The sequence below is a fragment of the Photobacterium frigidiphilum genome (assembly GCF_003025615.1).
In the GTDB taxonomy this organism is placed as follows: domain Bacteria; phylum Pseudomonadota; class Gammaproteobacteria; order Enterobacterales; family Vibrionaceae; genus Photobacterium; species Photobacterium frigidiphilum.
Genome location: NZ_PYMJ01000007.1, coordinates 203,576 through 219,319, shown reverse-complemented (window position 1 = coordinate 219,319; position 15,744 = coordinate 203,576). Strand labels below are relative to the sequence as shown.

The window sequence follows — 15,744 nt, the reverse complement described above, 5'->3', positions numbered from 1 at the left end:
TATTTATACGATAGCATCGGCTTCTTTAATTACACGTATTGGTAAACTCGGGTGTGGGCAGACTTCAACACATAAACCGCAACCGACACAGCCATCATTAACGACAGGACGGTACATATTGGCAAATTCAAAACTAATAGCCGTCTCACCCAAAGGACAAATTGAGACACAGGCGCCGCAAATACCTCGGTCAACCCAGGGATAACAGGCTAAACGTTCTATTTGAGCACGGCCCATGTTTACTTTTCTTGTTTCAGTGACTGTTAGGGCATTCGTTGGACAAACGTCCATACATTTTCCACATAAAATGCACGCCCTTAGGGCGGGTTCTATGTAGGGAGTATTGGCATTGTTGGCACCGTCAAGGTGGTAAAACTGAATACAGGTAGGGGGGCAAACTTCTGCGCACAAGCTACATCCGATGCACGCCTTTTGAAAAGCAGTGTCATCATTTAATGCTCCGGGTGGCCTTAATTTGTCATGGTTTAACTGAGATTTATTCAAAGAGGCTAACTGATTCTTTTCTGGCATGAGCATACGGCCGATACCATAGGGAACAGCCGCAATGGCGGTCAGCCAGAGTGATTTAAATATGCGGTAAAGAAATGATCGTCTGTCCATTGCTCTTCTGTCCATGATCGATCCTCAATCGTTGAGGTTTTTTACTTCGATATCACCAAGCCTGTTATCACCCTGGTTTTTGCGATAGTGACGACTGTGATGGCCATGTCCTTGATATTTATAATCTTTCACCGCAACAGCAAACGTCATCGCATCTTTAGGGCAGACCGCGATACAGGCTGAACAATTATTGCATTCTTGCCCGAAGTCATCCTCCATTGGGTTGAGGCCAAACTCACAAATCGCATTACATTTAGAGCAGTCATTACACTTCTCCACAATACGCCTGATACGAAATACCCGATAACGACCAAGTAGTGAATACAGCGCACCACCCGGGCATAGGTATCGACAAAAACCCCGCTTAGCAACGAGTAAATCAAACAACAAAGTAAGGATAAAAAAGAGTGTTCCGCCTCCAAACCCCGACAGAGCAATAGCAAAATATAACTCCCTACCAATCACAGCTGGTGGATAAATACTGGCAAAAAAAATGCTGCCTGTCAGAGCTGACAGTACGATACCAACGATCAGAACCAGGTATTTAAACATTCTGTTAAAACGCCGATTCCCCGTTCGTATGCCGATCTTGCTAAGCCAAACAGCCATATTGGTGTTTAGTTCATATAAAAAAGTCGCAGGACAAATCCAGCCGCAGAAAAATCGCCCAAATAGCAGAGTAAAGATAATTGGGATCACTGCCGTAAGGGCGAATGGCCAGTAAATTTCTATTCCAGCCGCAATTTGCCCGACGAGTGCCAATGGATCCGTTAACTTCAGGCCAAATAACTGACCAGACCATGTTGTCCCCTTTATTGCATCAAGATCATGCTCAGGATCGCTGACTAAAGGCGCGGTAATAAACGCCATGGAATCATAGAGAAATTTTTCTGAGCCAGTTAAATGGTTATAGCCTTGTGCCGCAACGAAATGTTGGTAAAGACTAAGCAGCGGGATCAAAATCAACATTAAAAAAACAATGATCAGGCATAACCAGCGTAATTTATTCAGATGACGCCAAAGAAAGAATGGCTGGCTTATTTTTCCCGCCGATTGACTTTGGTGCTTAAGATCCATCTCATCCGACATTACGATCTCCTCAAGGCATCTAATGTATGACTTGGTATGACTTTAATCGCTTGTGGAATCTGAATGCAACTGCGTTCGCACAGGCCACACCCGACACAAGCGTCGAGTACTTCAGGTTGCTCCATGAAGCCAACTTTTATCGCAACATCGGATAGTGGACAGGCCCGGTAACAGACCCCACAAGATTTTCCCTGCCAAGATAAGCACAGCTGTTTATCAACCCGAGCAACCCCCATATTCACTTGTTGTACAATGGGTTCCAGTTGACGTTTTATCGGCTGAATCGCCCCTGTTGGACAAACATCGCCACATTTCATGCATAAAATGCAGGCCTTTTCTCGTGGTGTAATATAGGGGGTACCATGAGACTCAAGTCCATTTTCGGAGTCAAAAAACTTGATACAGTTATTAGGACAGATTTCTGCACATTGGTTGCAGCGTATACAGCGATTGATGAAATCTTCTTCTTTGAGTGCCCCAGGGGGACGTAAATAACGTTGGGTGAACTGTTTTGCTTTAAAAGCGGCCTTAACCAATGACGTTTTAAAGAAAACACCTGCGGAGGCTAATAAGCTAAGTTGCCTTATAAAACGTCGTCTATTCAAATGACTATCTCTAGGTATTTATACCCAAGGCGTTTGGGCATAAATAACCACAAACTCCCCAAAGACATTAGCACTCATGCACCTAAATTCACTATTTCATACAGGTATGAAAGTACTAACGCCTTGCGCCTAATTCGTTGACCGTGACAAAGACTCTGCCACGGTATTGCTGCTATATTTTTTCTATCCGGCAAGCCAGCTTTTTAAAGTCGACCTGTCCGGATACAGGATCCCAGCAACGGTTACTGATGCCATTTGCCAGCCATTTGTTTTTCTTGGGATCGGCACTGTCTGCCACTGACAGATTCCAAGGACCAAACATATAACCGCGCGGTACACTGTTTCGAGCGGGTTTCACTAAACTATCCGTGCCGCCGACCTGTGCTCTGGCCTCTAACGAACCTCTACGGCTCACAACACGCACCCATTCACCATCTTTAATCCCGAGATCTTTGGCATCTTCTGCATGCATTTCGACATACATCTCTGGCACCAGTCGTCGCGTTGTCGGGCTACGGTTTGATTTGGCAGTATGGAAGTGCTCATAAACCACGCCGAGACCCATCCAGTATGGGAATTTGTCCTTAGGAACGTTTTGCCATGACTGGCCCCTGAATTCTTCATCAGGGAGATCCGGTGTTAAGGCCATATCTCTGGCTTTAATCATTAAATCTTGATTGTCAATGGTGTAGTGATCTTTTTTGACACCAAATTCCATCAATTTCTTGGTGATCTCCTTACGTTGACTATAATCCTGCTGGCACAGTTTCATATGTACCTTGCCGTCTTTAGTTCGGAAGTAGCCATAGGGGCGATTTTCCCATTGACCTTCCTGCATCATGTAACGGCGTTTTGTGCCACCATTTTTCGCCGCTTCATAGTTAGGGGCCGGCCACTGTATACCGCGCAGGGTTTTAAGCTGTTCATATGGGCTGATGCCGTCGAGTTTTTCACGATCTAGGATCCCGGTGAGATCAGCATCCGTTCCCACAGAGGCACGACAAACATCCCTGAAGACTTCTTCAGCATCGTATTCGCCGTCTTTGCCTCGCTTATAAGGAAAGATTTTATCGCCATCCATCCCCAGTAACTCAGCTATTTCCTTGCCTTTATCAATCACCATATCCATATCAGGACGGCAACCTTTAGGCCCTTGCGCTGCTTTTTCTGTAATATTGATCCGACGCTCCGAGCTAATATAAACGCCGTTGACTTCGCCCCAGGTACATGCAGGGAAGATCACATCAGCATAAAGGTTGTTCGGCGCATGGCGATAGATCTCCTGCACGACGTTAAAGGTTTTTGCCAGTGCTGGGCGCACCAGATTGTATTGATCAGGTAAGTCAATATGGGTCGCATAAACCAGGAACATGGCTTTAAGATCATCTTTGAGGGCACGTTCCATCATCCCCACGGCAAAACCGGGATTGGGTGAACTGGCGGCATTATCCAGGTTTTTCTCTGGTACCCGCCACATTTTAGCCATATGGGCGCGATGTTTGAGATTACCTAAACCTTCATTAAAGGGCAGGCGTCCGGTCAGCCCGCCGGTAAAACGTTCCCCCATCGCATTCGGCTGGCCAGTCATAGAGAACGGGCCGCACCCCGGTTTGGCTAAATTACCCGTTAATGTTAACAAGTTAATAATAGAGATAACATTGTGCTGGCCATGAATGTGTTGGTTATAGCCGATGCCCCACATGATGATGACACCGCCATACCCTTCCCCCTCTTGCTTGCCCTTGCTGCGAGCGAGTCGCTTGCGGGTTGCATCGGCAAACATTGCGGCAACGCGACGGATTTTTTCTGGTGAAACATCATGGTTGACGCCACCCATGCGATCCTGAACCTGTTCTGGGCTATAATTTTCTTTAACGCCATCAACATATTCTTGCCAGCCGGTCACATGCGCTTTGAGGAACTTCCAGTCGATAACGTCGTCATGCTCTTTAAGTAATACATGAGCAATTGCATTCAAAAAACTGATGTCACCATTGAGCAGCGGCACATGAACATGGTTCTTGTCGTTGATGTCGGCATAACCCTTATTGGTTCCGGTGGCACGAGGATCAACAACGACAGTTGGGATATCCTTTTTCTTTTTATGATCGGCAATACGCCAGAAAATAATCGGGTGTGACTCTCGGGCATTATGACCAAAATGCATCACCATGTCGGCCAATTCGATATCATCGTAAGCCAGTGGTGGGGTATCTGAACCTAAAGTAGCAAAATAACCCGTTACTGCTGACGTCATACACATACGCGCATTCGCTTCAATGGTGTTGGAACCCAGTACTCCTTTCATAAACAGGTTTTCTAGGTACTGGCCTTCCATTGTTAGCTGACCCGAACCATAAAGGGAGATGGAGTTTCCCGAGTATTTCTTGGCAAAATGAGCGATTTTACGAGCGACCATATCAGAAGCATCATGGTAGGGGACCCGGATAAAATGCTCTTCATCAAACGAGCCCTTGGTTTTACTTATATATTCAATATCACCGTGATCCGGTTTATTCCATTCGTCCCACACATCCTTGCGCACATACGGGTCACCTTCCATGCGGTCAACATACATTGGCTCTGCTGCCGTTAACCCTTTGATACACTGCAAACCATAGTTTGTTGGGTGATCTTTATCCGGGCGCATGGAAACAATTTTGCCATTCTCCACCTGGATAATTGTGCCACAACCGACGCCACAATATGGGCATTGTGCTAAAGCTGTGGTTCTTTTGGTGGGCTCCCCTGTTAGTGGTGCAGCTTCTAGCTCGGGGTTATGTGCCACAAATAATCCAGCACCAGCTGCGGTACTTGCAATAAATCCACTACCTTTCAAAAAATTTCGGCGTGATACTTTATTTCGCTTCATGGTATATAACTCCTTTACTTACCTAATGTGCGCATATAACTAATGATATCTTCGATTTCTGTTTCACTTAGATCTGCCAATCCGTCCGGCCCAGAAAATGGCAACATGCGGGTATTGGAACGACCGTTTTTGATGGTTTCGCGAATAAAGCCATCGCTTGCCTTACTTAAAAAGCCGATCTTCCCTATGGCTGAACCAGAGCCGCCGGCAAGGTAACCATCCCCTTTAATGCCGTGACAGGTCGCGCAGATATCTCTGAACCATAATTCCCCCTTACGAGGGTCGCCCTGTGCTGCTCTTTGTGCCTCAACAGCAGCAGAACGGTTTGGCAGGGTTTCATGGCTGCGTAAATAGGTAACAATGGCGCTAATGCCGTCACGATTAAGATGAGCGTAAGGGGCCATGGCAGTCCCTTTTCGACCATCACGAATTGTGGACATCAGGTACTTGTCGGATGAAATTGAAAGTAACTCTGGGTTGGATAAAGATGGGGCAAATCCCGGTTTGCCAATCGCATCTGGCTGATGGCAAAAAACACAGTTCTGATTATAAAGCGTTTCACCTTCTTTAATTTTTTCGCTATTTGCCGCAAAGGTAAATGAGCCAAACAGCAAGTTGACACAGAAGGCCATCAACGAGATGAAAAAAGTATTTTCCCTATTCACGATCTGCTCCTTTATTTATTTTTAAAATAAATATAGTCAATGTTTTGTCTTGCGCAACTTTATTGTTTTATTGAGAGTAGTTGTTATTCAGTGGTAGTGGTTATTATTAAGTAAGAAAGGATCAGCTTATAAGTTGCCTGGCTCTAAGGTTAATTGTTAATTAACGACTAAGCCAATCAGTTATATTTCTTTTATGAGGAATATAATTTTACATGCTTAATTATAAAATTATCAACCAGTTACAGAGGGTAGGTTATTCTTTAATATTATATTGGTATTGGTTTTTACTATACTGGTAAATGGTAATAATGGGTGACAGTCTGTTTAATTGATTTTAATTCTCTGCCTTGTAACATTGATCTGGATCATTTAAATATCAATTGTTAGCTATTTATTTATTAATGAAGCTATTATAAAGAGTTCTCAGTATGTTTAAATTCCACTATCAAGTTTTATTACTTATTTTTCTTTGCCCCGTCGTATATTGCAAAGGGTTGGAAAATACACTTGAACTCGACTTGGAACAAGCTCGCTTAAGTAAGCAAGGTCAATATCAGGTTAGAACTCAATACTTATCGAAAAGAGGTACTCCGGTCTATACCAATCGACTGATATTGGAAAATTCGCCTTACCTTTTACAACATGCTCATAACCCCGTTAACTGGTATGCATGGGGTAAGCAAGCCTTTGATGCTGCCCGTCGAGAGAATAAGCCAATCTTTTTATCTATAGGTTATTCAACTTGTCATTGGTGTCATGTAATGGAAGCTGAGAGCTTTGATAATGAAGAGGTGGCGCGGATACTCAATAAGTACTTCATTAGTATCAAGGTTGATCGAGATTTACGTCCTGACATTGATGATTTTTATATCAAAGCGGCTCTAGTTTTTTCAGGTGAGGCGGGATGGCCGATTTCAAGCTTTCTCACCCATGATAGTAAGCCTTTTTTTGCCGCCTCATATTTTTCGCGATCAGATTTTGTCGATTTACTTGAGCAAGTACAAGATAAGTGGACAAACGATCATCAATTTTTGCTTAAGTCAGCCATTGAAATTTATCAGGAAATTCAAGAGCAACAAAAAGTGGCCAGCGTGGCGGATACAATTTCCCCGTCTTTGATTGGTCAAACCATAATTAAAATACTTAGCTCTGAGGATAAGAGGTGGGGAGGAATAGATCAAATTCCAAAGTTTCCTCGGGAATTAATATTAATGTTACTGCTTCGAAAATTAAAAACAGTTGACGATTTCGCTTTAAGTCGGGAGTGGGAGTTTATTAGCAGAGAGTTAGACGCTCTTTTACAAGGTGGGATTTACGATCAGGTTGCAGGAGGTTTTCATCGCTATGCAACTGATAAGGCCTGGCGAATTCCCCATTTCGAAAAAATGCTATTTAATCAAGCGCTATTAGCAGATATTTATACTAATGCTTGGTTTTATAGTGGTGATAATGAATATAAACGTATCGTTATTGAAACCTTGAATTATGTACTTAATGAAATGCGTTCCGACAGAGCTTGTTTCTATTCTGCAACTGATGCTGACAGTGAGAATAAAGAAGGTAAGTTTTATTTGTGGCATGACATAGAGATTGCTTCTTTATTTACACCGAGTGAAACAGATTTTGTACGGAAATTATATGGTATTAGACTGAAAGGAAATTTTAACCATAAAAATATCCTTTATTTACCCAACGGTCTTGAATCAGTTGCCGAAGGTAACGATGTTGATTACCAGATACTATTAACAAAAATTGCAGGAATTCGACAGAAGCTTTATCAAAAACGAGCTGAGCGTATTCCGCCTTTTAAGGACAAAAAACAAATAGTTGAATGGAGTGCTTTGATGATAAGTGCATTGGCAAACAGTGGTCTGGTATTTAATACTCCTGAGTATATTCGTGTTGCAGACCAGTGTGCTGAAGCAATATGGCAACATGCGATAAATAATCAAGGATCATCTTCTCGTCTAATTGATTCAAACAAAAGTTCTGTCTCTGCGACGTTAGGTGACTATGGGCATTATATTCAGGCTATGTTGACGTTATACGATGTTACCGATAAAGATATTTGGCTAACGCGATCGCATCTTATCTATCTTCAAGCAGTGAGAATGTTCCAGGATAAAAAATCCGGAGGCTTCTTTAATACAGCGTTCGATCAAAATGAACAGTTTTTTTTTCGTAATAAAGATGTGACAGATAACACCATCGCCTCAGGGAATTCTGCAATGCTTATGGCTATGGTCATGTTGCATCAGCGAAGTGGCCAATTTGTTAAGCAGAGTCAGATCAAAGAATTTATCAGCTACAATGCGTCTGCAATAAACCAAAATCCAATCGCATTTCCCGCCATGTTGGCTGCAGTTGATGAATCACTTCAAGCCGATATTAAACCTGTGAAATATGCGGCAAAAGGTAATATTAAAATTCGTGCTGAATTTAGACAGAATAAAAAACAGCTAACGTTAACCTTGATGATTTCAAATGGCTGGCATATCAATAGTACACAGCCATTGCAAACTAACTTGATCCCTACCACTGTTGAACTTGTTTATCCTACAACCGCTGACCTGACGATGCAGTATCCTGAAGGTCATCTGAAATCGCTTAGTTTCAGTCAGCTAGAATTATCGTTATATGAAGACGAACTGAAATTGACGGGAAATATCATTCAGCCAGTAGCTTCTAATTATTTGCTAATAAACATACGGTTACAAGCATGTGACGATAAAATGTGCTTGCCGCCAGAAACTGTTCGGATAGCGCCAATATACTTAGATTAAGGTTCTGTTACACCCCACTTAATGTTAACCACAAAGCCAACCACTGCATCACCAGAGATGCAGTAAGTTGGACTGTCATGAAGTAGGGTAGACTAGCCAAGTTCGAAGAATTGAACTTGTTTCAATACTTGCTTGCTAACCTGATTCATTTCATCACTGCAGCTTGCTGTTTCGGCACAAATGGTTGCTGATTTTTGAGTCAATTCTTGTACAGTATGCATGTTACCGCTGATCTCAGTAGCGACAGCACTTTGTTGCTCAGCGGCTGTGGCAATTTGCTGCGTCTGATCATTGACTTGATGAATCAACTCTAGAATGTCTTCAATCATCTGGTTACTTTCTACCACTTTTCCTTCAGCTGAAGTGGCAATTTCAGTGCTGTCAAACATCATTTTAACCGCATTTTCACAAGCTGAGCTGAGTTGATTCAGCATGGCTTCGATTTCATTTACTGATGATTGCGAACGTTGAGCAAGGGTTCTTACTTCATCGGCAACAACAGCGAATCCACGCCCTTGTTCACCAGCTCGTGCAGCTTCAATGGCTGCATTGAGGGCAAGCAGGTTTGTTTGTTCAGCAATATTACGAATCACATCGAGGATACTTTCGATTCTTATTGATTCGTCTTTTAGCAGGCCAACGACATTGGCAGTTTCATTCAGATTACCAACCAGTTTAATAACGGCGTCTTTAGTCTGATTTGAAGAGTCGATCCCTTTGTTAGCCAGCACCGCCATGGTATCTGAAGTTTGCGCAGATTCAGAAGTATTGTCGGCGATATTCATGCTGGTGATCGTCAATTCTTCAATGGCCGTTACAACCTGTACAGTGTGATCAGACACTTCAGAAGCTGAAATTTGAATATTATTATTGGCTTCTAGTAGTGTTTGACTATTGGTATCGACAATCTGCGTCGAGCTATTGATAGCAGAAAGTGTATTGTTCAGGTTTTGAATCGTGGTATTCAATGCACGGCTGAGTTCGGCTATTTCATCTTTTCCGTCAACAACACACGACACATTCAGTTTGCCTTTGGCCAGTGCGTGCGCAGTATCCATTACATGCTTAATACTATTAGTAATTTTTTTTGATAAGAATTGACTAAAGATTACAGCGATGGCAACTGAAATAATGATGGATAAATAGAAGACATAATTCGCATAACTAATTGCATTATTGGCGTCCTTATTTGCGGTATCCGCTGCGCTATAATTCATTTTTTGAAAATCATTAAAGAATTCGTTAAGGGTGGAATATGCATCACGGTAATCTGAGAATACAGAAAAAGGGGCTTTATTATCTGGTGCATTTTCCATTGCCTTAATAAAAGCTGAGGAATTGTTCTGAAAAGTTGTTACTACTTGTCTAAGTTTAGTCGTAGTCGTTGCATCACCGGCAAAGTCTTTGGATAAGGCATTCAATAACTGCGGGGTATCCGCCATGTTTTTATTAATGCTCGACACATAGCCATCAACCTGATTTGAAAGGTTCAGCAAGTAAGCAATCTGCAATCCTCGAACATTCAACATAATCTCGGTTTGCGTATCTTTGACTTCTTCAAATAACAATGAAACCGCGAAGTTTTGTGTATAAAATTGATTGAAATTGTTAGCAATTCGATCATTGGCTGATTTGATAAAAAGCAATGAGATAGCAAAGATTGACAAAATCACGCCAATCAATAGATAGAACTTTGTTCTTATTGTTAAGTTATTTATGTTCATAACAGCCAACTGTAAAGAGTGGTTAATCTAGGAAATAGTGGTTGAAAATTGCACCACGTATATGCGCATACGGCTTAAAACTGCGAGATTTGAGCGCGATATTCGCTAGGGGTATGCAGTTATCATGCGAGGGTATACTCTCTTGTTGTTATAGCGGCCGTAACATTAATAACTTTAGAGATACTTTAAAGGGTAAAGCAATGCCGCTCACGTTAATTGAACGGCATTACTCAGTGTTAGTCGTAATGTCTATAACGTACAGCTTTGTCGCTTTGTGTTCGTTGTCGGTAATTGAGCTATTTCAGCTTTTAAATCATCAATACGCGTTGAATGGGAAGGGTGGGTTGATAGTAATTCAGGAGGCTGATTTCCTCCCGATGCTTTCGCCATGTTTTTCCATAGCTCAACACTCTGGTACGGGTCAAACCCTGACTCAGCCATTAACCTTAATCCAATAATATCTGATTCAGATTCTTGTGCTCGTCCATAAGGCATAAGTACGCCATATTGAACTCCTAAGCCTAAACCTGCCATTGCTGCACCTTGGTATTGCGTACCGCTCATTGCAATATTGGTAAGCTCTAAACCTGCGTTTGCGAGCTGGCTACGAGATAACCTTTCATTACTATGCTGCGCCATTACATGCCCAATCTCATGACCAATAACCGTCGCTAATTGATCTTGGTTTTTAGCTACGTTAAGTAACCCAGTATAGACGCCAATTTTACCGCCAGGGAGTGCAAATGCATTAACTTGGTCGCTATCAAAAACAACGACTTCCCATTGGTCAAAGTCAGATTGTGGACCTAATTGTGTTGTGATTGCGCTTGTAACGCATTGAACGTATTGGTTAGTTTTAGCATCAGTGTTGATCTTCTCTTGCTTTTTCAATTCTTCAAATGACTGAGCACCAAGCTGAGACATATCGTTACCCGAAAAAAGCAAAACTTGCTGGCGGCCAGTGGGAGAACTCGAGCACGCAGTAAGAGTAAGTGATGATGCTATTAATACTGTTAAAAATAGAGGATGCTGTAGTTTCATATGAATGACTCCTTCCATTCTTTAATTATAAATTATGTGCCTATTATGACGCGACTATCTATACCCAAGTTACCTCAAGATGCTCGTTTCAGCGAGAATTTGTTGGGTTCTAGGCAAGGCGCTTAGTTATATATCAAGTGCTAGATTAATTATTGCTATTCAATTGTTATTTATACGCATATTGAATAGCTGGTGGTAATTCGATGGAATTAAGAAGGTTAACTGGTATTCTATCTACAGAGTAGACCCGAACGTTAGGTAAATTAATGACAATTTGGAAGAAAGCTTTTACGCTCGATACCCTAAACCAAACATCACCGAATACACTGGTTGAGCATTTAGGGATTAAATATTCATCGTTTGATGATAATAGCCTATCGGCAACCATGCCAGTAGAACCTAAAACGCATCAACCACTTGGTATGCTACATGGTGGAGCATCGGTGGTATTAGCTGAAACATTAGGCTCAATTGCGGCAAATATGTGTGTTGATGAAAAAAAATATTGTGTTGGCTTAGATATTAATGCCAATCATATCCGTGCTATGCGAACAGGCAATGTGACGGGAAAAGCCACACCACTTCATATCGGTGTTACAACGCAAGTATGGCAAATTGAAATTAGTGACGAGAGAGAGCGACTTGTTTGTACTAGTCGAATTACTATGGCAGTTATGCAACATAAAAAGAATGAACAATAAATGTTAATGACGTTTTCAGAAGGTAAAATCATAGCCAATCAACATGAGCTTGTTATTCGTATTGAAAGCGCTGCAAAAGTGACACTGCAAGCGCAAGTCGATGAAGTTACATTGATTGGCGGCGCTAATGTAATAACAGCGACAGGAAGTGGAATAAACTGGTCTATACGATTAGACAATGAAGAGCAGTTAAAGGAATTGTCTAACGAAATTGGAATTGCTATACAAAAATATTAATGTCGTTATATAGAAAGAGGTATTGTTTACCTCTTTTAAATAACGTCACCGTTATTTTATATGGTTAACGAATATTTTTTCTTTTTAATTACCAAATTAGCATTTAAATAAATCGCTAGTATTATTATGCGTTTTATTGCACTCTTGTTGATGTTAATTAAAAATATAAAAGATTTAATATTTATTCTTTAGTGGAATAAAATTTTTAAAGTGGTCAGTAATGTAGGTTAGAATAAGGATATTATTATGAATAAGCCCCAGCTAAAGCGAATTGCTGAAAGTGCTTATCAAGCGATGTTTAGCCAAAAGCCTGACGTGAGTAATATTCAAGAAACATTCTATGGCTGGGTTGTTTTTCTTATTTCACCCAAAGGAAAAGTGGTAGTGAAATTTTCTCGTGAATTTGGGCGAATAGAGAAAGAGGTTACAGCTCTTGGATTATTGAAAAAAAAAGTGACTTGTCCTGTGCCTGAAGTGTACTTTTTTGGTCGTTCAGAGGGTTACGATTACATGCTGATTGAATGGCTAGAAGGTATCTCTGCTTATGAATTACCTAATAATCCCAAAGTAATAGAAACGTTCCGAGAAGATTATACAAATATATTAATTGCATTACATGAACACACTGACTCCCGAGGGTTTGAAGTTACACCTGAAAAGTTTGAGCCATCTTTGATCGATGCTTTTGATCAGTGGATGTATCCTGTTTTAAGGTATGTATTAAGTTCTGCTTCACCATTTTCCCGTGAATTAAAAGATGCTTACACGCTATTGTGGGAGAAAAAAACGGAAATATTAATGCCCATCAATAATCACTCCTCTTTTGTTCATGATGACTGTCACATTGCTAATGTGCTTTTTGATCCCAAAACATACAAAATCTCAGGATTGCTCGATCCTTGCGATGTCGGCTTTAAACATAAAGAATTTGATATTTTTCATCTATTTGATGTAAGAGAAGATTTAAAATTAGTTGATCGCTACCATGAAAAATCTCCATTAATTGAAGGGTTTGAGGTTAGGCGATATTTTTTAGGCTTGTGGGACGACGCTAAACATAGCCGTAATATTGGGTGGTATGATGAATCTTGGATCAATAGTAAACTTGATCGATTTAACACTGCTTATAAGCAGGCGTAAATCTTTCTGGATAATCATGACTTTAGATATTATTGTTACCTAATAGATGGTCAACTAAAATGTGCCAAGGATGCGATAAATGAAAAAGATTGTTACTGGTTTTTGTGTGTTGCTACTTGTTGGCTGTGCGCAGCAAAAAAGTATTCAGGAGCCAGAAAAACAGCCTGAAGTAGGTAAAGAGGTTCCAGTGGTTGAGCCAAGTATTCCTGAAGTGATTACTCCAGAAGTTAAACCTGAAATTAAACCTTTGCCGGAAGTTAAACCTGTACCAGAAAAGAAACCTAAGCCAGTGCCTGTTGTAACAAAAACGGAAGATGGGAAATTGATTCTTGGTGCACAAGAGTGGGTTTGGTTTGATGAAGTGCAGGCGCATGTCAAAGTGAAGGTTGATACCAATAGTAAGGTATCGACAATTGGAGCCTCAGATGTACAAAATTTTGAACGTGATGGCAAAAGTTGGGTTAAATTTACAAGTGGTGGCAAATCGATAGAACGCCCTGTCGTTCGTTGGACTAAGTCTAATGGTGAAGACAATAAGCAAGCCGTCATTAAGCTAAGGACTAAATTAGGTGAATTAAATGAACAAACAGAGTTTATTTTAATTAAAGGCTCTGGTGTAACGTTGGGAGAAAACTTTACTCGCGACGTTGCAGTGCGTGATCCAAAAAGAAATTACGTACAACCTAAAGTGAAATAAGGCCCTGTAAATAAGATGTGTTTATTAAAAAAGCGGTGCTTATTTAGGCGCCGCTTTTAAATTACTGTTATCCGCACAAAATTTATTAAGCTTCTACAATAACTTCATAGCTTGAGAACTTACGAATATTAATCACACCCGTATCAAAGAATAAATATTGGCCTTTAATACCAACTAATGTGCCTTCTACAACTGGCTCTTTGTCAAAGTTATGCGACGTTATTTTTGTTGGATATTCAGTAACCGGAAACTTAATATCGACAATTTCACCATCAAGACGTTCAACAGCATCATCACCGTATAAGTCTGTTATCTCTTTAATGCGTGCTTCAATTTCAGGTAGCAGTCTTTCTGCTTCTTGCTTCAAATCGATAGCGTCATTATCGCCTTTCAGCATTGTTCGCCAGTTCGTTTTATCGGCAACCATTTCAGCAATGGCTATTTCGACTAACCCTGAAATTTGGCGAGTTTTTACTTTTAAAATGGCAAGTGCTTGTGTTGCACCTTGATCTATCCAGCGAGTAGGGATCTGAGTGTGGCGTGTAATGCCTACTTTTAAAGCAGAGGTATTCGATAAGTAGACATAATGAGGCACCATGCAATTAGCCACGCCCCACTCAGGTTCACGACACGTTCCCTTGGCGTAATGGCATGTTTCTGGCTTCATAATACACATGTCACAACGGGCAAGCTTTTTCATACAAGGAAAGCAATGACCTTGAGAATAGCTCTTTTTTGTCTTTTTTCCACAGGCATCACAAAAGATATTACCAGTGTGAGTCAACTTTAGATGTTTTCCAATCAATGGGTTTAGTGCTAATTGTTCTTCGCCGATAGGTAAGTAGTATTCAACCACATCGCCTAACGTTGACTTCATTTTGCTTAATGTACCTTGCATGACTTTGCTCATTTATCTTGCTTTTATAATGACTCCATTTTAACAGTTACTGCGTAACAGGGGCATAAAAAAATAACACGTACTAAAACTGTTCATTTATGTGAAACGTTATGTGAATTTGTCATTTTTTTGATGAGACTTGTTTACTATATATTATTGCTTGGTATCATTTTGTTGATATAACAATAATATGGAATGGATGCAATGAAAGTAAAATTACTATTAAGCAGTGTTGTACTTGTCGCGACAACTGCCGTAGCTAGCCCGTTTGAAAAACCAGAAGATGCGATTCACTATCGCCAATCAGCATTCACAATGATTGCTGCAAACTTTGGTGATATGGCTGAAATGGTAAAAGGTCGTAAAGATTGGAACCAAGACGTTTTTGCTCAACGTGCTCAGTATATCTCTCAGTTATCACTGATGCCTGAAGAAGCATTTAATGTTGAAGGATCTGATAAAGGTGATACGAAAGCGAAACCTGAGATCTGGAGTGATTGGAATGGTTTTACGGGTAAATTAACAAAGTTCCAAGGTGATTTGGCGCAGTTGGCAAATGTGTCATCAGAAGGTGATGAACGAGCAACTAAGAAAGCGTTTGGTGTTGCCGCTAAAAACTGTAAGTCTTGCCATTCTGATTACAAATTTCGTTAAGCGTTTGATGAAATAAA

14 protein-coding genes are annotated in these 15,744 nt (G+C 40.9%); 6 read left to right on the top strand and 8 right to left on the bottom strand.

The annotated features are described in order from the left end of the window. Positions 1-3: 3 nt before the first annotated feature. The 5 genes from C9J12_RS09710 to C9J12_RS09690 all read right to left on the bottom strand — a co-directional run bounded on the left by C9J12_RS09710 (position 4) and on the right by C9J12_RS09690 (position 5,852). The gene (locus C9J12_RS09710) at positions 4-636 is read right to left on the bottom strand and encodes a 4Fe-4S dicluster domain-containing protein (protein ID WP_107242516.1); all 633 of its coding nucleotides are present in this window, start codon (positions 634-636) and stop codon (positions 4-6) included. Between the two features lie 9 nt (positions 637-645). Continuing rightward, a complete protein-coding gene (locus tag C9J12_RS09705; protein ID WP_107242515.1) occupies positions 646-1,710 on the bottom strand; it encodes a 4Fe-4S binding protein in 1,065 nt (354 codons plus the stop codon). Further along, entirely contained in the window at positions 1,710-2,315 is a 606-nt protein-coding gene (locus tag C9J12_RS09700) for a 4Fe-4S dicluster domain-containing protein (protein WP_011220738.1), read from the bottom strand. The genes C9J12_RS09705 and C9J12_RS09700 overlap by 1 nt, the downstream gene beginning before the upstream one ends. Positions 2,316-2,487: 172 nt before the next feature. Next, positions 2,488-5,187, bottom strand: coding sequence for a molybdopterin-dependent oxidoreductase (locus tag C9J12_RS09695; RefSeq protein WP_107242513.1), 2,700 nt, complete (start codon positions 5,185-5,187; stop codon positions 2,488-2,490). 14 nt (positions 5,188-5,201) lie between these two features. Then, a complete protein-coding gene (locus C9J12_RS09690) occupies positions 5,202-5,852 on the bottom strand; it encodes a c-type cytochrome (protein ID WP_107242512.1) in 651 nt (216 codons plus the stop codon). A gap of 428 nt (positions 5,853-6,280) precedes the next feature. On the opposite strand from C9J12_RS09690, the gene C9J12_RS09685 reads away from it, so the two are divergent. After that, positions 6,281-8,635 (top strand): thioredoxin domain-containing protein, encoded by a 2,355-nt coding sequence (locus C9J12_RS09685; protein ID WP_107242511.1) that lies wholly within the window; start codon positions 6,281-6,283, stop codon positions 8,633-8,635. Between the two features lie 92 nt (positions 8,636-8,727). Here the strand turns inward: C9J12_RS09685 and C9J12_RS09680 are convergent, their stop codons facing one another. Together C9J12_RS09680 and C9J12_RS09675 are read right to left on the bottom strand one after the other, a co-directional pair. Then, on the bottom strand, positions 8,728-10,359 hold the full coding sequence (locus C9J12_RS09680; protein WP_107242510.1) for a methyl-accepting chemotaxis protein: 1,632 nt from the start codon (positions 10,357-10,359) through the stop codon (positions 8,728-8,730). A 249-nt stretch (positions 10,360-10,608) separates the two neighbouring features. Then, positions 10,609-11,400, bottom strand: coding sequence for a M48 family metallopeptidase (locus tag C9J12_RS09675; RefSeq protein ID WP_107242509.1), 792 nt, complete (start codon positions 11,398-11,400; stop codon positions 10,609-10,611). Positions 11,401-11,666: 266 nt separating this feature from the next. Between C9J12_RS09675 and C9J12_RS09670 the strand changes: the two genes are divergently transcribed. The 4 genes from C9J12_RS09670 (at position 11,667) to C9J12_RS09655 (ending at position 14,175) form a co-directional block, all read left to right on the top strand. Next, positions 11,667-12,101 carry a hotdog fold thioesterase gene (locus C9J12_RS09670; RefSeq protein WP_107242508.1) on the top strand — a complete coding sequence of 145 codons (435 nt, stop codon included), beginning with the start codon at positions 11,667-11,669 and terminating at the stop codon, positions 12,099-12,101. Then, a complete protein-coding gene (locus C9J12_RS09665) occupies positions 12,102-12,338 on the top strand; it encodes a DUF3389 domain-containing protein (protein WP_006229371.1) in 237 nt (78 codons plus the stop codon). It abuts the gene before it with no gap. A 246-nt stretch (positions 12,339-12,584) separates the two neighbouring features. Further along, positions 12,585-13,478 carry a phosphotransferase gene (locus tag C9J12_RS09660; protein ID WP_107242507.1) on the top strand — a complete coding sequence of 298 codons (894 nt, stop codon included), beginning with the start codon at positions 12,585-12,587 and terminating at the stop codon, positions 13,476-13,478. Between the two features lie 79 nt (positions 13,479-13,557). Continuing rightward, positions 13,558-14,175: a putative ATP-dependent zinc protease gene (locus C9J12_RS09655; RefSeq protein ID WP_107242506.1), complete on the top strand. Its 618-nt coding sequence runs from the start codon at positions 13,558-13,560 to the stop codon at positions 14,173-14,175. An 85-nt stretch (positions 14,176-14,260) separates the two neighbouring features. Here C9J12_RS09655 and C9J12_RS09650 read toward each other — a convergent pair whose 3' ends face one another. Further along, the gene (locus tag C9J12_RS09650) at positions 14,261-15,085 is read right to left on the bottom strand and encodes a DUF2797 domain-containing protein (protein ID WP_107242505.1); all 825 of its coding nucleotides are present in this window, start codon (positions 15,083-15,085) and stop codon (positions 14,261-14,263) included. Positions 15,086-15,277: 192 nt separating this feature from the next. Between C9J12_RS09650 and C9J12_RS09645 the strand changes: the two genes are divergently transcribed. Beyond that, positions 15,278-15,727 carry a c-type cytochrome gene (locus tag C9J12_RS09645; RefSeq protein ID WP_107242504.1) on the top strand — a complete coding sequence of 150 codons (450 nt, stop codon included), beginning with the start codon at positions 15,278-15,280 and terminating at the stop codon, positions 15,725-15,727. Positions 15,728-15,744: the final 17 nt, after the last annotated feature.